The organism is Burkholderia sp. Se-20378, assembly GCF_017104665.1.
Taxonomy (GTDB): Bacteria; Pseudomonadota; Gammaproteobacteria; order Burkholderiales; family Burkholderiaceae; genus Burkholderia; species Burkholderia lata.
Map to the genome: position 1 here is coordinate 1 of NZ_JAAGPG010000003.1, position 19,593 is coordinate 19,593.

General features: G+C 66.3%; 16 protein-coding genes and 1 pseudogene. 8 read left to right on the plus strand and 9 right to left on the minus strand.

Features of this window, described 5'->3' with window-relative positions:
* The 3 genes and pseudogenes from G3N93_RS01005 to G3N93_RS01015 form a co-directional block, all read right to left on the minus strand.
* Positions 1-187, minus strand: a pseudogene (locus tag G3N93_RS01005) (aldehyde dehydrogenase); the annotation flags it as partial.
* Between the two features lie 22 nt (positions 188-209).
* Positions 210-1,160, minus strand: coding sequence for an agmatinase (gene speB / locus G3N93_RS01010; protein ID WP_174937922.1), 951 nt, complete (start codon positions 1,158-1,160; stop codon positions 210-212).
* Positions 1,161-1,327: 167 nt separating this feature from the next.
* On the minus strand, positions 1,328-2,212 hold the full coding sequence (locus tag G3N93_RS01015) for a helix-turn-helix transcriptional regulator (RefSeq protein WP_174981313.1): 885 nt from the start codon (positions 2,210-2,212) through the stop codon (positions 1,328-1,330).
* A 198-nt stretch (positions 2,213-2,410) separates the two neighbouring features.
* Between G3N93_RS01015 and G3N93_RS01020 the strand changes: the two genes are divergently transcribed.
* From G3N93_RS01020 to G3N93_RS01035, 4 genes are all read left to right on the plus strand, one after another.
* Complete coding sequence (locus G3N93_RS01020) at positions 2,411-2,755, plus strand: cupin domain-containing protein (protein WP_011356376.1); 345 nt, start codon at positions 2,411-2,413, stop codon at positions 2,753-2,755.
* Between the two features lie 85 nt (positions 2,756-2,840).
* Positions 2,841-4,298 carry an FAD-binding oxidoreductase gene (locus tag G3N93_RS01025; protein ID WP_206124612.1) on the plus strand — a complete coding sequence of 486 codons (1,458 nt, stop codon included), beginning with the start codon at positions 2,841-2,843 and terminating at the stop codon, positions 4,296-4,298.
* 106 nt (positions 4,299-4,404) lie between these two features.
* The gene (locus tag G3N93_RS01030) at positions 4,405-5,595 is read left to right on the plus strand and encodes an MFS transporter (protein ID WP_206132100.1); all 1,191 of its coding nucleotides are present in this window, start codon (positions 4,405-4,407) and stop codon (positions 5,593-5,595) included.
* Positions 5,596-5,724: 129 nt separating this feature from the next.
* Positions 5,725-6,645 carry a LysR family transcriptional regulator gene (locus G3N93_RS01035; RefSeq protein ID WP_041493671.1) on the plus strand — a complete coding sequence of 307 codons (921 nt, stop codon included), beginning with the start codon at positions 5,725-5,727 and terminating at the stop codon, positions 6,643-6,645.
* Between the two features lie 15 nt (positions 6,646-6,660).
* Here G3N93_RS01035 and G3N93_RS01040 read toward each other — a convergent pair whose 3' ends face one another.
* Entirely contained in the window at positions 6,661-7,491 is an 831-nt protein-coding gene (locus G3N93_RS01040) for a helix-turn-helix transcriptional regulator (protein ID WP_174932128.1), read from the minus strand.
* A 238-nt stretch (positions 7,492-7,729) separates the two neighbouring features.
* Between G3N93_RS01040 and G3N93_RS01045 the strand changes: the two genes are divergently transcribed.
* The 4 genes from G3N93_RS01045 to G3N93_RS01060 all read left to right on the plus strand — a co-directional run bounded on the left by G3N93_RS01045 (position 7,730) and on the right by G3N93_RS01060 (position 13,655).
* Positions 7,730-9,460: an amidohydrolase gene (locus tag G3N93_RS01045; RefSeq protein ID WP_206132101.1), complete on the plus strand. Its 1,731-nt coding sequence runs from the start codon at positions 7,730-7,732 to the stop codon at positions 9,458-9,460.
* A gap of 216 nt (positions 9,461-9,676) precedes the next feature.
* Positions 9,677-10,792 carry a polyamine ABC transporter substrate-binding protein gene (locus G3N93_RS01050; RefSeq protein WP_174937932.1) on the plus strand — a complete coding sequence of 372 codons (1,116 nt, stop codon included), beginning with the start codon at positions 9,677-9,679 and terminating at the stop codon, positions 10,790-10,792.
* Positions 10,793-10,890: 98 nt separating this feature from the next.
* Positions 10,891-12,471 (plus strand): DUF3138 family protein, encoded by a 1,581-nt coding sequence (locus G3N93_RS01055; RefSeq protein ID WP_206132102.1) that lies wholly within the window; start codon positions 10,891-10,893, stop codon positions 12,469-12,471.
* Between the two features lie 107 nt (positions 12,472-12,578).
* Positions 12,579-13,655: a C45 family peptidase gene (locus G3N93_RS01060; RefSeq protein ID WP_206132103.1), complete on the plus strand. Its 1,077-nt coding sequence runs from the start codon at positions 12,579-12,581 to the stop codon at positions 13,653-13,655.
* A 76-nt stretch (positions 13,656-13,731) separates the two neighbouring features.
* Here G3N93_RS01060 and G3N93_RS01065 read toward each other — a convergent pair whose 3' ends face one another.
* The 5 genes from G3N93_RS01065 to G3N93_RS01085 form a co-directional block, all read right to left on the minus strand.
* Complete coding sequence (locus G3N93_RS01065; protein WP_206132104.1) at positions 13,732-15,117, minus strand: MFS transporter; 1,386 nt, start codon at positions 15,115-15,117, stop codon at positions 13,732-13,734.
* 202 nt (positions 15,118-15,319) lie between these two features.
* Positions 15,320-17,413, minus strand: coding sequence for a triacylglycerol lipase (locus G3N93_RS01070; RefSeq protein ID WP_206132105.1), 2,094 nt, complete (start codon positions 17,411-17,413; stop codon positions 15,320-15,322).
* Positions 17,414-17,779: 366 nt separating this feature from the next.
* Positions 17,780-18,637 (minus strand): hypothetical protein, encoded by an 858-nt coding sequence (locus G3N93_RS01075; protein ID WP_206132106.1) that lies wholly within the window; start codon positions 18,635-18,637, stop codon positions 17,780-17,782.
* A 47-nt stretch (positions 18,638-18,684) separates the two neighbouring features.
* Positions 18,685-19,053, minus strand: a complete 369-nt coding sequence (locus tag G3N93_RS01080) for a hypothetical protein (RefSeq protein ID WP_206132107.1) — start codon at positions 19,051-19,053, stop codon at positions 18,685-18,687.
* A gap of 37 nt (positions 19,054-19,090) precedes the next feature.
* Positions 19,091-19,483, minus strand: a complete 393-nt coding sequence (locus G3N93_RS01085) for a helix-turn-helix domain-containing protein (RefSeq protein WP_174939935.1) — start codon at positions 19,481-19,483, stop codon at positions 19,091-19,093.
* Positions 19,484-19,593 lie beyond the last annotated feature (110 nt).

A 19,593-nucleotide genomic window follows, 5' to 3' on the forward strand; every position in this document is an offset into this window, starting at 1 on the left:
CGGCGCGCACCGCGGCGTCGACGTGTGCGGCCGTCGCGAATTCCTGCCAGCCGATCGCCGCACCCGTCGACGCGTCGAAGATCGGCGCGCCGGGCGCGTCGGCATGCGTGCGTACGGGCTGGCCGGCGATGTGCGCCGCGGGCAGCACGAACGTGGGGGTGGAACGGGAAAGCTCGGCAGTGGACATGAGGGTCATCCTGTCGGTCGGGTTAGCGGTAGGCGACGCCGGGCATCACGCAGAGCATCTCGAACGCGAGGTTCGCGCCGGTGAGCGCGGTGGTGCCGGTCGGGTCGTACGGCGGCGCGACTTCGACGAGGTCGGCGCCGACGATGTTCAGGCCCTTCATCCCGCGCACGATCTCGAGACCTTGCTGCACGGTGAGGCCGCCGATTTCCGGCGTACCGGTGCCGGGCGCGAACGACGGATCGAGGCCGTCGATGTCGAAGCTCAGATAGACCGGCGTGTCGCCGACGCGTTCGCGCACCTGCGCCATCAGCGGCGCGAGCGACTTGTTCCAGCATTCTTCCGCCTGCACGACGGTGAAGCCCTGCTGGCGGCACCAGTCGAAATCGTCCGCGTGGTAGCCGGTGCCGCGCAGGCCGATCTGCGTGACCTTGTCGCATTGCAGCAGGCCGTCTTCCACCGCGCGGCGGAACGGCGTGCCGTGCGCGATCTTCTCGCCGAACATCGTGTCGTTCACGTCCGCGTGCGCGTCGACGTGCACGACGGCGACCTTGCCGTACTTCTTGTGCAGCGCGCGCAGGATCGGCCACGCGATCGTGTGGTCGCCGCCGAGCGTGATCGGCCGGCAGCCGTTCGCGACGATCTCGTCGTACGCCTCTTCGATGCGGCGCACCGAATCCTTCAGGTCGTACGGGTTGGTCGCGACATCGCCGATGTCGGCCACCTGCAGCGAATCGAACGGTGCGGCGCGCGTGGCCATGTTGTACGGGCGCAGCAGCACGGATTCGGTGCGGATCTGGCGCGGGCCGAAGCGCGAGCCCGAGCGGTTCGACGTGCCGAGATCGAGCGGCACGCCGACGAAGCACACGTCGAGGCCGTCGGTCGTGTCGGCTTGCGGCAGCCGCATCATCGTGGCGATGCCGCCAAAGCGCGGCATTTCGTTGCCGCCCATCGGTTGATTCAGTTCGCGGGGCATGGGCCGTCTCCTTTTTTGTGAGGTCAAGCGATCGGCCGATGGTAGAGGAGAACGTCCGCGCGAAGATTTTGAAGTCGCAACGTTTACATCGACGGGCTTCGATGCAAGTGGCGCCGCCGCATCGACGCGGCGCAACCGAAGGCGGCCGCGCGGCGCGGCCGGGCGCGTCAGCGCGGGATGGCGGGTGGTGTGGCGCCGTCGTGCGAGCCGGCGGCAGGGAAGGCGGTGGATGCCGAACCCCATGCGGCGAGTTCGCGCTTTGTGCGCACGCCGAGCTTCGCGAACGCACGCTTCACGTACGACTCGGCCGACGCGACCCGCACGCCGAGGATCTCGGCTGTCTCCGGCACGGTCTTGCCGGACAGCAGGTGCTTGCAGGTTTCGTATTCGCGCTTCGACAGCTTCACGCCGTCGGCCGCGATCCGCGCATCGAACTGTGCGAGCGGATGGACTTCGGGTGTCGGGTGCGCGACGCGCCGCACGGCCGTGGTCGACGCGTGCAGTTCGAGCAGCGGGAACAGCACGTCGCTGATGCTGCGAAAGCGGTTCATCTCGGCGAGCGTGAACGGCGGCCGGTCGCGGCCGCGCTCCAGCGCGATCGAATGCTGCGAATAGCGCGTGCCGCGCGCGAGCACGCATTCGTGGCCGATATGCACGTCGTCGAACAGCCGCTGGCGGAATTCGCCGGGCGGGATCGCCGCGATGTCGCGCACCACCAGCATCGTGCCCGTCTTGCCGCGCAGCCCCGCGAACAGCGGGTCGCTGTCGAGAAAGCGCTCGTAGTAGAGCGTCATCACGTCGGAGATTTCGGTGGATTCGGTGTCGATGCCGCTGCTGCCGATCCATTCGCATCGGTAGCCGGTGGGCATCGAGCCGTCGACGCGCGAACGTTCGACGTGCGCGACGTCGAGCGGAACCACGTCATTGAGCAGTTGCGTGAGGCGCGGCACGAAGTGCGGCGTGCCGACCGTCTCGATCAGCTCGCCCAGCGCCTTGAACGACACGTTGAAGCGGTCGTTGTCGCGGTGGAAGGGGTTCACGTTGAGCAGCATGCGGTTCCCCGGGTGAAAGGCGGCGCGATTGTAGCGGTCACAACGAAAAACGTCATTAGGGGGAAACACCGTCGGTTGTCCTGCCGACCCGTTTGCCCCGGAAAACACCGCTTGTCCCCCCCGGAGGGGGGCATACCGGGGCAGTGTAAATGAGTAACTTTGTCTCTGCTTTTTTCAATCAAGAGACGAAAGATTCACATGACCAAACTGATCAAGGACATCCTGCCGCTCGGCGCAGGTATCGGCGAATTCACGAAGCTCGACTTCGGCATGGACGAGAGCGACTGGCGCGCGGCGGAAGGCAAGAGCGGCAACTACATCATCGGCTGGTGGGAAGGGAAAGTCGGCTCGGTGGAGTTTCCGGAAACCGCGGCTGACGAAGCCGTGTGGCTCGTCGAGGGTCGGATCGCGCTGACCGACGTCGAAGGCAACCGCAAGGAATTCACGCCGGGTCAGGGCTACCTGCTGCCGGCCGGCTTCGCGGGCCGCTGGGAGACGATCGAGGACGCGAAGAAGTTCTACGTGCTGCTCGAGAAGTCGTGATGCCTGAAACCGCCGCCGTGGTGTCGTCGTCCGTGTGACGCGCGCACGGCGGTGGTTTCGTTTTTCGCGTGTGATGGCTGGGATCATGGAAATGGAAGTCAAAGCAAGAGAGACTGCACCGGTGCAGACGCACGCAATGCGTGGCGCGCCGGTCGCACTGGGCGTCGAAGCGGCGCTCGCGAATACGAAGCTGTTCCCGTACTGGCTCGACAATCCGGCGGCGCCGGCCACCGAGCCGGAACTCGTCGGCGACGTGACGGCCGACCTGCTGATCGTCGGCGGCGGCTTCACGGGGCTGTGGTCGGCCGTGCAGGCGAAGGAACAGATGCCGCACCTGAACGTGGTGCTGATCGAGGCCGGCAAGGTGGCGCACGGCGCGTCGGGCCGCGCGGGCGGGATCATCTCGACGTCGGTGATGCACGGGCTGCCGAACGCGGTGCGCGTGTTCCCGAACGACATCGCGCAGCTCGAGGAATTCGGCCATCACAACCTCGACGGTTTCGAGGACACGCTGAAGCGCTACGACATCGACGCCGACATCGAGTGGAACGGCGAGATGACGGTCGCGGTCGATCCCGAGCACATTGCGCACCTGAAGGGCGACTACGACCTGCATCGCGAGTACGGCCACAACGTCGTGCTGCTGAACCGCGAGGAAACGCTCGAACAACTGAATTCGCCGCTGTTCGCGGGCGCGCTGTGGTCGCGCAATCGCAGCGGCATCGTGCACCCGGCGAAGCTCGCGTGGGGGCTGAAGCGCGCGGCGCTGAAGCTCGGCGTGAAGCTGTACGAGCATACGCCGCTCGTGACCGTGACCGACGAAGGCAGCACGGTGTTCGTGACGACGCCGAAGGGCAGCGTGCGCGCGCCGCGCGTCGTGTTCGGCAGCGGCACCGCGAAGGTCGGGATTCCCGACATCAACCGCCGCGTGATGCAGGTGCGCGACCACGTGCTCGCGACCGAGCCGCTCACCGACGAGCAGCTTGCGCGGATCGGCTGGAAGAACCGCCAGGGCGTGTACGACACGCGCACGCAGCTCAACTATTTCCGGCTGACGAAGAACAACAACATCATCTTCGGCGGGCTGGTGAGCTATCACTTCGACGGCGATCCGGAGCCGCACCAGGACGGCCAGCGCGAAACCTACCACCGGCTCGCGGAAGCGTTCTACCGCACGTTCCCGCAACTGTGCGACGTGCGCTTCTCGCACGCGTGGGGCGGCCCGATCGACTACTGCTCGCGCGGCTCGGTGTTCGCGAAGCGCTATCTCGGCGACAAGGCCGTGTTCGTCGCCGGCTATACGGGCTTCGGCGTCGCGGCGAGCCGGTTCGGCGCGTTCATGGGGCTGAACATCCTGTTCGATCGCGACAGCCCCGAGCGCAAGCTCGACATCGCGAACCAGAGCCCGAGCTACATCCCGCCCGAGCCGATGCGCTGGGTCGCCGCGAAGATCACGTTCCATGCGTTCGACGGCGCGGATGCGGAAGGCGGCTGGAAGCGCGCGTGGATCAGCGGCATCAAGGCGATGGGCTTCCCGATGTAAACGACGATGCGGTGGCACGGCGCCACGCCGGGCCGCCGCCGTAGCGATACCAAAAACGATCCCCAGAGGACACGGTTCGCCCCGCGGACACGGAGAGAGACACCAGATGAATGTAGTCAACCTGCAGGATGAAGCGCGACAGGAAAGCGCGCTGTTCGTCGTCGTGATGCTGCTGCTCGGCATGCTCGGGCCGACGGTCTTCCTCGGCCTGCCCGCGATCGTCGGGCAGGTCGAGCGTCATTGGGGCTTCGGCGAAGCGGCGCTCGGGCTGTCGAGCTTCATCGAGGTGCTCGGCGAATCGACGGGCACGCTGCTCGTCGCGTTCGTGCTCGGCCGCCAGCCGGTCCGGTGGGTGCTCGCGGGCGCGGTGACGCTCGCGGCCGGCGCGAACCTCGGCACGCTCGCGACGCACGGGCTCGTCGCGTATTCGGCGTTGCAGTTCATCGCGGGCGTCGGCTCGGGCGGGCTGAACGGCATCGCGCTGCGCTACCTGTCGTATTCGCGCGCGCCGGAACGCAATCTCGGGATCATGCTGATGGGGCAGGTGACGTGGAGCATGGTGTTGCTCGCTTATATCTTCCCGATGCTGAGCGACACATGGGGCGCACATGGCGTGTTCGGGTTCGTCGCGTGCGTGCTCGGCGTGTTCGTGCTCGCGACGCCGCTGTTTCGCCGCGGCGAGACGCTGGCCGCACCGGCGCCCGACGGCGTGGCCGGCCGCATCGACCGCAAGGGCGCGATGCTCGTGCTGTGCGCGCAGCTCGCGCTGTACGGCGGCGTCGGCGTCGTGTGGACCTTCCTCGAGAAGATCGGCACCGCGGCGGGCCTGAGCGGCAAGTCGGTGTCGCTCGTGCTCGGCGCCGCGAACATCGCGAGCCTCGTGATCTGCGCGGCCATGCCGACGCTTGGTGCGGGCGCGGGCCTGCGCCGCTGGGCGCTCGTGAACCTCGGCGGCTGCGCGGTCGCGGCCGTGCTGCTCGCGCTGCCGGCCTCGGCCGTGACGTTCACGCTTGGCGCGATCGTGTTCATCGGCTGCTGGACCGGCGGCGCGCTGCTGATCTACGCGACGATTCCGCAGTACGACCTGGTCGGCAAGTCGGCCGCGCTGTCGCCGGGCTGCGTCGCGCTCGGCTACGGCGTGGGCTCGGTCGCGGGCGGCTCGCTGATCGAGAGCGCGGGCACGCAGTCGGCGCTGATCGCGGCGATCGTGCTGTGCGCGGTGGCGTTCCTTTGCTACCGGCGGCTGCGGCCGGCCGTGTTCGGCATGGAACGCGCGCTTGCGGTAGTACCTGAGTGACGGTTACGACGCGCGCTGCTGCCGATGGCGGCGCGCGTCCGGTTCGGTTCATCGGCGAAGGCGGCCGGCGTGGCGTGCAACGCGCGACGTGTCGGCCAGGTAACGCGCTCACGCGCAGCGGCTTGAAGCATGTTCTCGAATACCTCTGATCTCGATCTCCGGCTCATCCGGGTCTTTCTGGCCGTCGTCGACGCACGCGGCATCACGGCCGCCGAGGCGTCGCTCGGCGTGCGGCAGTCGACGATCAGCACGCAGCTGTCGGCGCTCGAAGCGCGCGTCGGCTTCAAGCTGTGCGATCGCGGGCGCGGCGGCTTTCGCCTGACGTCGAAGGGCGAACGCTTCGCGGCCACCGCGCGCACGCTCGTCGCGGCAACCTCCGAATTCGTCGCGCGGGTGCGCGACATCGATCGCAAGCTGGTCGGCACGCTGTCGATCGGCCTGATCGGCCAGGCGCCGCTCGTCGAGAACGCACGCGTGGCCGATGCGATCGGCGCGTTCCGCAAGCGCGACCAGGCCGTCACGTTCGCGATGAAGGTCGCGTCGCCGCAGGAGCTCGAGGAAAGCCTCGTCAACAACCAGCTCGATCTCGCGATCGGCTATTTCTGGCATCGCGTGCCCGGGCTGCTCTACACGCCGCTCTTTACCGAGCAGCAGGTGATCTACTGCGGGCGCGGGCATCCGCTGTTTCATGCGTCGCGGCCCGTGACGGCGGACGACCTGCAGCTTCACGACTGGGTCTGGCGCACCTATCCGGTGCCGGAGGAGCAGTATCCGCTGCCCGAGCGGCGCGTGACCGCGAGCGCGGACAGCATCGAGGCCGCGACGATCCTGATCCTGTCGGGCGGCCATCTCGGCTACCTGCCCGCGCACTACGCGGAGCCGTTCGAACAGCGGGGGCTCGTGAAGGCCGTCGGCCGTTCGACGTTCAGCTTCGACGTGCCGCTGCATCTCGCGATGAAGCGCAGCGCGAGCGACAAGCCGATCGTCGATGCGTTCTGCGAGGATCTGCTGCGCGCCTTCAACATCAAGGCGGCCGCACTGGCTGCATAAGCGCACGCCGCGCGTTCAGCAGTCCACCAGCACCCAGTCGAACAGCTCGCGGCGCGTGCGCACGCCGAGCTTCGCGAACGCGCGCTTCACGTACGACTCGGCCGTCGACAGCTTCACGTCGAGCTGCTGCGCGGCCTCGGGCACCGAGCGCCCGCACAGCATCAGCCGGCAGATCTCGTGCTCGCGGCGCGACAACTGCACGTCCTGCCGTTCGAGACGCGCGTCGAAGCTCGCCTGCGACGCGGTATTCACCGTTCCCGACGCCACGCGCCGCGCCGCGCAGCTACGCGCATGCAGCTCGAACATCGGGAACAGCAGGTCGACCATCTGCCTGAAGTGGAACAGCTCGTCCATCGTGAACGCGGGCCGCCCGACGGTGCGCGCCAGCCCGAGTGCGTATTGCAGGTGCGCGTTGCCGTGCACGAGCATGCATTCCTGCGCGATGCCCGGCTCATCGAAGATCCGGCGGCGAAACTCGCCTTGTGCGATCCCTTCCACGTGGCGCTGCACCAGCAGCGTGCCGGCCTTGCCGCGCAGCGGCGCGACCAGCGGATCGACCTGGCAGTAGTCCTGGTAGTAGACATCCATCACGCGCAGCGTATCGGCCGCGAAGCGCAGGCTGCCGCTGCCGAGCCATTCGACGACGAAACCCGACGTGCTCCCCGTATCCGCGCGCCAGCGTTCGAGGTGCACGGCGTCGGCGTCGATGCTGTCGTTGACGAACTCCGTGACCGCGCCGACGAAATCCGGCGTGCCGACCGCGCGCAACGTCGCGCCGAGCGTGTCGGGGCGCACGCCGATCAGGTAGTGGCCGCGGGCGGCCGGGTCGGGCTGGAGAAGTCGCATGGTCGGGCGTGGGCGGTCGGGGGACAGCGCGACGTTACGCGAACGCTGCACATGCGTCAGCCGGGAATTCACCGGATCAGCCCCACCAATTTCATGCGTTGTCCCCAAAACGATGACAAGACCGTGCGCGCGGCGGCCGGAATTCGCCCGAGCCCCCGCGGCGGGGGGGCATACCGCCGCGAATCGTCTGCCTATAGTGAAAGCACTTCGAAAACCTGATCAACAGAAAGGACAGGCCATGCAGATGCAACCGACGCCCGCCGCCAAGGATTCGACACCGGCGGATTTCGTTCTGACCAACGCGAAGGTCTACACCGTCGATCCGCACAAGCCGTGGGCACAGGCGGTTGCCGTGCGCGACGGACGGATCGTCCACGTCGGCGATACGGCGGCCGTGCAGGCGTACGTCGGGGCGGACACGAAGGTCGTCGACGCGGCCGGCCGGCTCGTGCTGCCGGGCTTCGTCGAATCGCACTGGCACTTCGAGACGACCGCGTTCGCGTTCCAGGCGTTCGTGAACTACGAGGATCCGCAGAAGGTGCTCGCCGCGCTGCGTGAGTACGTCGAATCGCATCCGGACGAGCCGGCGATCACCGGGATGGGCTGGGTGCAGGCGACCATTCCGCCGGCGCTGCTGCGCAAGGAGACGCTCGACGCGGTCTGCGCGGATCGCCCCGTGTGCCTGCTGTCGACCGATTTCCATTCGATGTGGGTGAACTCGAAGGCGCTGGAGATCGCCGGCATCGATGCCTCGACGCCGCCCGTGCAGGAAGGCGCGAGCTGGTTCGAGAAGGATGCCGTGACCGGCGAGCCGACCGGCCTGATCGTCGACGGCGCCGCGTATTCGTTGCTGATGCAGCGGATCAGCGCGGCCGGCCTGCTGCCGACCGGCATCGACCTGTACCTGAAGTCGATCCCGCCGTGGCAGAAGAAGCTGTGCGCGGCCGGCGTGACAACCGTGTTCGACGCGGGCTTCTTCGATCCGAGCGGCGACCAGTCGCTGCTGTACGAGACGCTGCAGACGATGGAGCGCGCGGGCGACCTGAAGCTGCGCGTGGTGGGCAGCGTCGCGGTGATCGGCGAGATCGACGATCCGGTCGGCACGCTCGTCAAGTATCGCGAGCAGTACGATTCGCCGCTCGTGAAGGCGCGCGCGCTGAAGCTGTTCCTCGACGGGACGGAAGCGAACCACACCGCCTACCTGCTCGAACCGTACGCGGACCGCCCCGACACCTGCGGCGCGCCGACGATGCCGGCCGACACGTTCAACCACTACCTGGTCGAAGCCGATCGCGTGAACGCGAACGTGATGGTGCATTGCGTCGGCGACGCGGCCGTGCGGATGGCGCTCGACGGTTTCGACGCGGTCAACCGCACGAACCCGCCGCGCGACCGCCGCCACGTGATCACGCACGCGTTCCTCACGCATCCGGACGACATCCCGCGCTTCCGCCGCGCGGGCGTGATGGCGAACACGCAGTTGCAGTGGGGCGTGGTCGACGCGTACACCGAGCAGCTGCGCGACCACTACGGTCACGAGCGCTGGAGCAACATGTACAAGTTCCGCACGTTCCTCGACGAAGGCGTGACGGTGTCGATCGGCATGGACGGCCTCGCGTGCCAGTGCCGCTGCCAGCACAAGCCGCTCGAGCACATCGAGTCGGGCCACACGCGCCAGCTCGCGGGCGAGCCCGATGCGCCGGTGTTTCCGGACATCGCCGAGCGCCTGAGCATTCCGCAGCTGATCGCCGCGTACACGATCCACGGCGCGTACCAGCTCGGGATGGAGCACGAGGTCGGGTCGCTCACGCCCGGCAAGCGCGCGGATCTCGTCGTGCTGGAACACGACCTGTTCGAGGTAGGCCAGTACGACATCGGCCGCATCGACGTCGCGCTGACGATGATGGACGGCCGTGTCACGCACGTGGGCGAGGACTTCGGCGTGCGCACGGGCGTGCAGGCATCCTGAGCGGTTTTACGCCGACCTGACGAAGCGGCAGCGAAAGCTTTCAAATCGCTTCCGCTTTGGGTCGATCGGGGCATCCGACCGGAACCGGATGCCCCGATTGTGCGGCGTGTCCCCCTATTGGCAGGGCAGACCGGCCAATTTCCTCTGGCTACATTTTTCCGGACCGAAGCACACACCGTTCATCGCGAGCGGATCATGATATCGACGGAGGAAACCATGGCAGGGGATTGGAGCAAGCATCTGGGAACGGCATGCGCGGCGCTCGCGCTGGGCGGCGTCCTGTGGGCCGGCGCGCCGGCGGCGCACGCGGCGGACGTCGTCAACGTGTACAACTGGGGCAACTCGATCGGCAAGGCGACGATCGCGAACTTCGAGAAGGCGACCGGCATCAAGGTGGTCTACCAGGAGTTCGATTCGAACGAGACGCTGCAGGCGAAGCTGCTGTCGGGCACGTCGGGCTATGACGTCGTGGTGCCGTCCGACATCTTCTGGGCGCGGCAGCTGCAGGCGGGCATCTACCGCAAGATCGACAAGAGCCAGGTGCCGAACTACGGGCTGCTCGATCCGGAAATCATGAAGGTGCTCGCGAAGGACGATCCGGGCAACCAGTTCGGCATTCCGTGGACGTGGGGCACCGACGGGCTCGGGATGAACGTCGAGAAGGTGAAGGCCGCGCTCGGCAACGACGCGCCGCTCGACAGCTGGGCGCTGCTGTTCGACCCGAAGTACGCGCAGAAGCTGAAGCACTGCGGCATTTCGGTGCTCGATTCGCCGGTCGATGCGTTCGGGATGGCGTTCGTCTACCTGAAGAAGGATCCGAACACGACGAACCCGGCCGACTACCAGGCCGCGTACGAGCTGCTGAAGACGGTGCGGCCGTACATCACGCAGTTCAATTCGAGCAGCTACATCAACGATCTCGCGGGCGGCGACATCTGCCTCGCGCTCGGCTGGTCGGGCGACGTGAACTCAGCGCGGATCGCGGCCGCTTCCGCGAAGAAGCCGTATCACATCAAGTACGTGATCCCGACCGAGGGCAGCGCGATGTGGTTCGACATGATGGCGGTGCCGAAGGATGCACCGCATCCGGACGCCGCGCTGAAGTTCGTCAACTTCGTGCTGTCGGAGAAGGAGAGCGCGAACCTGACCAACGACACGTCGTACCCGTCGGCCGTGCCGTCGTCGAAGCACATGGTGCGCGCCGAAGTGACGAGTGATCCGGCCGTGTTCCCGCCCGCCGACGTGATCCGCAAGCTGAGCCTCAGCAAGCCGGTGCCGCCGGAGCTGATGCGTCTGCAGAACCGTCTCTGGACGAAGCTGAAGACCGAGTAAGCCGGCCGCCGCTTCTCCCCACTCCCGCTTACCTTTCGCGCGCCCCGCCGCTCATCGCGGCGGGCGGGGGCGCGCTCGTCCCGACGACCACCCACAACATGAAAATCAAACACATGACGGCGCTGTGCCTGCTGGCGTTCGAAGCCGTTTCGGCATTCGCGCACACGCCGCAGGCAACCGACGCGAGCAAGATGAAGGCGCTGGAGGCGCAGGTCACCGCGCTGCAGCAGCAGGTGAACGAGCTGCGCGCGAGCATGCTCGCGGCGAAGCCTGCCGGCGCGGCAACGACGGCCACCGCCGCCTCGGGCGGCGCGAAGATTGGCACGATCAACACGGCAGCGGCCGCCGCGCCGGCCGCGGATGCGGCGCCGGCGTTCACGAACGACGACCTGCAGCAGATGCGCGAGCAGATCGCGAATGCGTCGCTGAAGGTCGACTCGCTACAGGAAGCCGCGACCACCGGCCCGCTCGCGGGCCTGAGCATCACCGGCTACGTCGATCCCGTGTACCTGTTCAACCGTGCGCAGCGCACGTCCGGCTTCCAGTTCCTGAACCACGATCCGGGCGCGTACGACTACTTCAACAGCACGATCGGCGACGTCTACCTCGACATCAAGAAGACCTTCGGCGTCGGCCCGATGGCGCCGTCGGCGGAAGTCGTGATCCAGCCGAACCGCGGCTTCGGCAACGTGTTCAGCAATTCGCACGGCGGCGTCGGCAACAACATCATCACGCAGGCGGTGGTCACCGTGCCGCTCAGCACGACCCGCACCTTCGAGGTCGGGATGATGCCGAGCCTCGCCGGCTACGAGGTGCAGCCGTCGACGCAGATGCTGACGCTCACGCACGGGCTGCTGTACGACTTCAGCGAGCCGGGCAACCTGATCGGCGTCGGGCTGAAGGGCTCCAATGCGGCGATGACGCGCTTCTGGCAAGTGGTGATCGGCAACGAGGTGCTGCGCACCGCCGGCGCGATCGCGAACGCGGCGAACAACACGACGAAGACCAACTGGACGCCGACGATCACCGCGCGCTTCGACAACGCGACGTCGACCGCCTTCGACTTCGGCATCTCCGGGATGCTCGGCCGGCAGTCGCTGTTCTCGCCGTGCGCGCAGGCGGGCGGCTACGGCTACCAGTGCAACGGTTCGTCGCCGACCGGCCTCTACAAGTACGTGGAAGCCGACGTGACCTATACGCACGACAAGACCCAGGTCAACGCGCAGGTCGACTACGGCGAGCTGCAGAAGGGCGCCTGGAACGGCGGCACCGCGCGCTGGTACGGGATGTCGCTGCTCGGCCATACGAAGTGGACGACGTCGTGGGTCGGCCGCATGGGCGCGACGCTGCGCTTCGACTACCTGAACAACACGTCGAACGGCGGCGGCGGCACCAACATCCAGTACGGGCTCGCGGGCGGCAATCCGTCGGTGAACGGGTCGAGCGGCTTCGGCATCGATCCGGCGTGCTTCCAGGGTTCGTCGACGAACGGCACCGAGTGCAAGGGCGCGCAGCGTTATGCGATCACGGCCGACCTGCTGTTCTATCCGACGCAGCAGATCACCGTGAAGCTCGAATACCGCCACGACGCGGCGAACCATCCGGTGTTCCTGAAGAGCAACGGCACGTACGCGCGCAGCAACGACCTGGCCGGGATGCAGTTCATCTATTCGTTCTGATCGTGCTTGCCGTACCGACCGGCGCGCGCGCCGGTCGGGCGGCTGCGCGATGCATCAGGTTCCGGGCCGCGCAGGCCCGGAACGCATTCAACCCAGGAGAGTTGACCTTGAAGCTGCACACCTTCGTGACCGACATCACCGATCCGCGCGAGCGCGGCCGCCTGATCGGCGAGCGCTTCGCGCCGGAGATCCGCGAGACGGTCGCACTTTATCTCGCGTTCTTCCCGAAGCTCGGCATCGCGCCGCAGCGCGCACGGGAGATCGGTGACGCGAGTCTCGCCGCGCTCGGCGCGTGGTGCCCGCGCCTTGCCGCCGAAGTCGAGGCGATCGCCGACGGCGTCGACCTGCCGCGCTGGCAGCTCGCGTGCCTGAACGCACGCACCGAGATTCTCGCGACTGCGCCTGCATCGGCCGAAGGCGAGTGCTCGACGACCGTCTATGCGCCGGCCGGCCCGCATGCGCCGCGCACGCTGCAGACGTGGGACTGGCACGACAGCCTCGCACCGCAGGGGCTGCTGATGCAGTTCGCGACGCCGCACGGCCGTACCGTCAAGCTGTTCTCCGAATTCGGGATGCTGGCGAAGCTCGGTGTGAACAGCGCGGGGCTCGGGCTGCACTTCAACATCCTGCATCACGCGAGCGACAACGACAGCGCCGGCGTGCCTGTGCACGCGATCGCACGACGCCTGCTCGAAGACGCGACGACGGTGCAGGAGGCGATCGAACTCGCCCGCACCGCACGCGTGAGCGCATCGACGGTGCTGACCGTGTTCACGCGGCACGACGCGAACCCGCGCGCGGCGAGCATCGAGCTGAGCCCGTCGGGCGTCGGCGTGGTGGTGCCGCGCCCGGACGGCTGGCTGCTGCATACGAACCACTTCCTCGATCGCGCGCTGAGCGGTGGCGAGTGCATGCCCGACAGCTCGACCACGCGCGAGCGCTTTGCGCACCTGAACGACGTTGTGAGTGGAATGACGAGCGCCGACGTACGCGAGCGCGCGGCGGCGATGTGCGGGGAGGCCGGCGACCAGGCCGTCGTGTGTTTCCACCCGGACCTGTCGATGCCCGACACCGAGCGCTGGGAGACGCTGCTGACCGTCGGCATCGATACCGATGCGTGCGCGCTCGACTACGTGGCGGGCAATCCGCACGTTCTCGCGCGTGACGGGGCTCAACGGTTCTGACGCGACGTGCGATGCGCGGGCAGCGGTAGCGGTAGAGCCGGGCGGCACGCGCGGGCCGCCCGTGCGTTGCCGACGCTCATGCGTCGATGCGCTCGACCTTGCCGACGAGCAGCCCGTACGACAGGCTGCCCGCAAGCGCCATCGCGGCGATGTAGGTGATCGCGCGCGAGAAGTCCGCGCCGTTCACCAGCAGCCCGATCACGATCGGCGTCGCGATCGCGGACAGGTTGCCGATCAGGTTGAACACGCCGCCCGTGAGGCCGAGCAGCCGCGCGGGCGCGAGCCCCGACACGAGCGACCACGTGATCGACGCGAAGCCGTTGCCGAAGAACGCGATCGTCATGAACGCGATCACCCAGCCGGTCGACGTCACGTAGTTCGCGCCGATGATGGAGGTCGAGATCAGCAGCCCCGAGATGATCGGCAGCTTGCGCGCGAACCCTTGCGATGCGCCGCGGCGCATCAGCCAGTCCGACAGCACGCCCGAGCACAGCACGCCGACGAACGCGGCGAGGAACGGCAGCGACGCGAGGAAACCGGACTTGATGAAATCCATCCCCCGATACTTGACGAGGTAGGTCGGGAACCACGTGAGGAAGAACCACAGCGTCGAGTTCAGCGCGAACTGGCCGAGATAGATGCCCCACAGCTTGCGCCGGCCGAGCACGACGCCGAGGTCGCGCCACGTCGACGGCGCGCGTTCGGTGCGCGCCGCGACGCGGTCCTCGAGATCGACGAGGCCGCCACCGTCGCGGATCAGTGCGATCTCGGCCGCGTTGACGCCGCGAAACGCACGCGGCTCGCGATACACCGCATACCAGATCGCGGCCCACGCGATGCCGGCGAGGCCGGTCGCGACGAACACCATGTGCCAGCCGAGATGCACCTGCAGCCATGCGAGCACCGGCGTGAGGAACGCGAGGCCGACGAACTGGCCCGACGTGTAGCCGCCGATCGCGCTCGCGCGTTCGCGGGTCGGGAACCACGTCGTCACGACGCGGTTGTTGATCGGGTACGCCGGCGCTTCGAGTGCACCGACCGCGAGGCGCAGCACGATCAGCCCGACGAACGAGCCCGCGAAACCGAGCAGCAGCGTCGCGGCCGACCACAGCGCGAGCGCACCCGCATACAGCACGCGCGGCGACACCTTGTCGACGAGCCAGCCGCCCGGGATCTGCATCAGCGCGTAGGTCCAGCCGAATGCGGAGAACACGAGGCCCGCGCGCACCGGATCGATGTTGAGTTCCTTGAACAGCGCGGGCGCGGCGATCGACAGGTTGCTGCGGTCGAGATAGTTGATCACGACGGTGACGAACAGCAATGCGAGGATCAGCAGCCGCTTGCGGCTCGGTGGCGTGGCCTGCGCGGCCGCTGCACGGGTGGCGGAATCGGATGCAGTGCCGGCGTGCGCGTGCAGCTGTTCCGGCGGGTTGGCGTGGGTGCGTGACGCGGAATGAGCCACGGTTGTCTCCTGTGTTCTGTGCCCGGCCGTCGCCCGCGAGCGGGGCGGCCGAATCGAATGGCGTTGGGGCGAACGTTAGAGCCGTGGCGGGAAGCGCGTCAACATTTGGACAGGGATCCCTATTAATGGGACGTGGTGCGCTCAATATGTGGGAAGGTGCCGGCAACTCGGTGCCGGCGCGTGGTTGGCTCGCGTGTCTACGCTATTTCCTGCAGTAGTCGTCCGAGTCGAAGCAGAAGAGAACACCTGCCCGGTCGTTGCACGGACGTTTCAGTGCGTCGCTAGCAAACGTATCGTACGCGGCGGCGGTCTTCAGCAGCGGAGATGCGGAGCGACAATACCCGGCTTCGTAGAGCGCTCGCGCCTTGGTGGCCGTGAGTTGCCCGGTCAGTGCGGCGAGCTTCGGAGTATCGATTGGGGAGCTTGCTTGAATGCTGCGGCTGGCGTCGATCGCCAGCTTCAGCGAATTGGCGGCCCCAAGCCAGTCTTGTTGTGCGGCAAGCGCCATTCCCTTCTGTCCTTGGGCGAACACGAAATCGGGATTGGTCTTGTCGAGTGTGCGAGCGACTCCGTCGAAATTGATCACGGCCGCAAGCGTCTTGTATTGCGGTGGCTTGGCCTTGATGTTCGCCAGTGCACCATCAAGGGTGTTGTCGCATGACCGCGCCGCGCAGACGAGGGCGTTGAAGCGATTTGCGCTGTCGATGGCGAACTGGGTCGAGGCGTCCGGCTGTATCGAGGCATCGGAAAGGGCGCTCGCCGGCGACAGTGCCGTCTGAACAGCCGATGTGTCGATCCTCGAGCCACCTGCGGCGACATAGGCCGAGAGCCATTGCGGATGCCCGGTGCTTTCATTCGCAATGGTCGTTGCGACGATTGTGTCGAGTATGTTCGGTAGATGCTTGTTGAAGAAGTCGCTCTGGAAGCGCGAATCGGCGGGCAGGTCGCCATGGGGGCTTAACAGGCCGACGGAGTTGGAAAACATATCCCGAGGTGCGGACGCGAGGCTTGCGCTGGTGATCGGCACGCGACCGTCGCCCTGCACGGTATTCCATCCGTCTTTGCTGCGAGCGGATTGCGCGAGGATCGCGAAGCCTTGCGGGTCGATCAGCGTTTCACGCTGATTGGGAACCTCATAGAAAATCGAGTAGTAGAGCCATACCGGTACGTCGAGCCGATCGGCAACGAAGCCACTGCGAAAATCGCGTGCTTTGGCCAGGACGTCCTTGTATTGCACGGGCAGCGTGTAGCTTCCGAGCAGACCGTGCCCGACGGGGAGTGACCAGAACACAGGATCGTAGTAGCTGACATTCTTCGTGTCCGCCATGTCCCGACCAGGACGAGGGACATGGAGGCAAATGAAGTCTGCGGCGCGATCCGACGGACGAGGCGTGAGTTCGATTGCACCAGGCCAGGTCAGGATCAGGGGGCGAACACCTTGCGTGAGTTCGGAGGTCAGGTGATTGCCGACATCGGCCTTGATCGTCTTGAAGAGGGTCGCAAAGCCTTCGACCGGATTCGGCAGCGGCTGGTCGCTGGCCGCAAGCTTGTCACCGATAGTCGGCTGCACGTAACCTCGCTCGATCATGCGGATGATTTCGCAACTTCCGACCAGTGGCGAACCAAGCGTAACCAACTGCATCAGCCGATGTTTCGGTGTTGCATCGTGCGCGTGCTGCATGGCCCATTGCCATGACACGAGTCCGCCCATGCTGTGCGCGACGATGATGATGCGTCTTCCGCGCGGCAAGCTGTCGATACATCGATCCAGTTCCCGCGCGCCTGCCCGGATGTCACGTCGCCAGTCGTAGCCACAAGCCAGAAACTGGACGTGCAGGTCGCTCGTGGCCTGTTTCATTTGCTGGAGCGCCTTGCCGTAGAAATCCATGCCCGCCATGCCTTCGAGGACGGTTGACCGGATGGTGCTGCTGGCGTTCTCGTCAATGAGCGCTGCCGGAAGGGCGAGATGATCGATGAAGTCGTCGTAGTGCGTTGCGAGATACGGCAGACTCATGTTGCCCCAGATCTTCCTGTTGTCCGCAGTATCTTCGAGCGCGGAACCGAGTATTCCTGGAACGAACACGACGACAAGTGAAGACGCGACGCTGTCGAGTTCAGTCGCGAGAGCGGTATCTTTTTTTGCTGCCTGCTTGAGCGCAATGACGGCGGAAGTCGCATCCAGCGGATTCGTGATCGTGGTTCGCGTGAATGGGATGTAACTCAGATCCGCTGCTGGAGAGAGGGTGGAAAGAACGCAAAGAACCGCTGCGATCAGTGCCGCTTCGATGCTGCGCATGGCATATCCCCTTGGTCTCACGCTGTTTGTGTGATTCTTTTCAGTCTTGGTCGAGCGGCTGTCGATTCAGGATCGTCAGTCCGCTTCTGCCGATATCCGTGACGTGCCGATTCGCCGGATAGGCTATCGCTGGAATCCCGCAGGATCCGGGGTATTCACCGGGCTGCGTATTCGGGGCGAATATTCATTGATATAGAAGAACATCGCATCAGGCGCAACCCTTTATTTGCCGCAGGGGCCCAACGCGCACGTGATGTATCGGCCGGCTGAATGTCGATGTGACCCAGCGCGTTGGGTAAAAAATGTTTCTTTACGCACTTTCTTAACGCTGGTCGTCAACGGCGGATTGCCGTCCGACATCACGAATCAGTTGCCCATCGCTTCCTTCGCACTGACCCAGCCCTGCACCGCGCCCGCATGCGGGTTGCGATACCGCACCTTCAGCCACTGAAAATCGGCACTCGCGTCGATCAGTTCGACCGTGTCGCCCGCGACGACGTAGCGGCGCGTGGGCGCGTCGGTCATCGCATAGTGCAGCGGCAGGCGCGCCGGGCGCACCTTGAACGTGACGGTGCCGCCGCCGTATGCGTCGGGGCGGCGCGAGACGCGCTTGCCTTGCGCGTCGTAGGTCAGCAGCATCGACGACGGACCGGAATCGGCATCGAGCAGGTCGCGCAGGTCGTCCGGTATCGCTTCGCTGGACTGGTACAAGTACATCTTGCCGCCGGCATCGAAGCGGTACGCGTCGGTGTACCAGATCGGGCCGCCGCGGCACGAGCTGTACAGCGTGCGCTCTTTCGGCTTCGCTTGCACGTTGACCAGGTCGTCGCAGTTGCCGTGCGGCATGTTGCTCGCCGGCAGGTGCAGCGGCTCGAACTGCTGGCGTGCCGGGTCGTACAGGTAGATGCCGTAGCTGTCGTTGACCATGCCGAGCGTCGCATGCATGGCGAGATCGCGGTGGCCGTCGAAGTTGTAGTCGTCCGACGAGAGGTGATAGTGGCCTTCCTCGTCGGCGGCGATCACGTCGAGCGTTTGCGTCTTGCCGCTCGGCAGGAAGCGCACGGTGATGTGCTCGCTGTCAGCTCGTTCGACGCGGGCCGTGACGGTGTCGTCGACCTTGAACGTGAGCAGCGGCTTGGCCGCGTGTGCGGCGGGCGCGAGCGATGCGCACGCGGCGAGCAGCAGTGCGGTCGCGGCTAGGCGGGGAAGCGGGGAGCGCGTCATGGGCAGGCGTAAGGGCGAAGGTCGAGGGTGAGCGTGCCGACGGCTGCCTAGCCGCGCGTGCTGTCGTCCTGAAAGCCGTTCTTGCCGACGAAGATCTCCTTCAGCGCGGCGCGCAGCTTGACCGGATCGTACTGGCCCGGCGCGAGATGGATCACGTAGCGCGTCTGGCCGTCGAGGCGCGCGGCCACGGCGGGCTCGAGCTCGACGTCGATCATGGTGTCCGTCAGGCGCACCGACAGATCCTTGACGCTCGTATTGATCTGGTCGCGCACCATCACTTCGATCAGCGCGTCGTCCGGGAAGCGTAACAGCGAGAAGCAATAGTTCTGCTCGGCGTCGTGACAGTAGATGTTGGCGAAGCTTTCGTCGTCGTCGAGATCGGACGTCGCCGCGCCGATGGTGGCGTGAAGTTCCATGAACGGATTCCTGCGTAAGAGATAACAGTGGTCGGGGTTATCGGGTTGAATGAAGGGCCGTTTCTTTCGCGGCTGCCGCGCCGGGCGCGACGCCGGCATCGCACGACGCATCCGCATCGCGCGCCTTCAGCCACAGCCCGAATTCGCGCATGACGTCGACAATGGGTCGCAGCCGGTCGCCGTCGGCGGTCAGATCGTACTCGACCCGCACCGGCACTTCCGGATAGACGGTCCGCCGCACGAGCCCGGCGTCTTCGAGTGCGCGCAGGTCGAGCGTGAGCATCCGTTGCGAGATGCCGGGCATGTCGCGCCGCAGGTCGCTGAAGCGCCGCGGCCCGTCGAGCAGATACGACACCAGCAGCAGCCGCCAGCGGCCGCCGAGCAGGCGCATCGCTTCTTCAACGGAACATCCTGTCGCACTCGTTTTCATCGTGCTGAATCCTGGTCGGTAAATTTTTTGTGACTACGGCACAAACGACTGCCGTCTTCTCAGCGTTGCGCCGATGCGAGATATTAGCGCCCGCGTCGCGGCGAATCGAT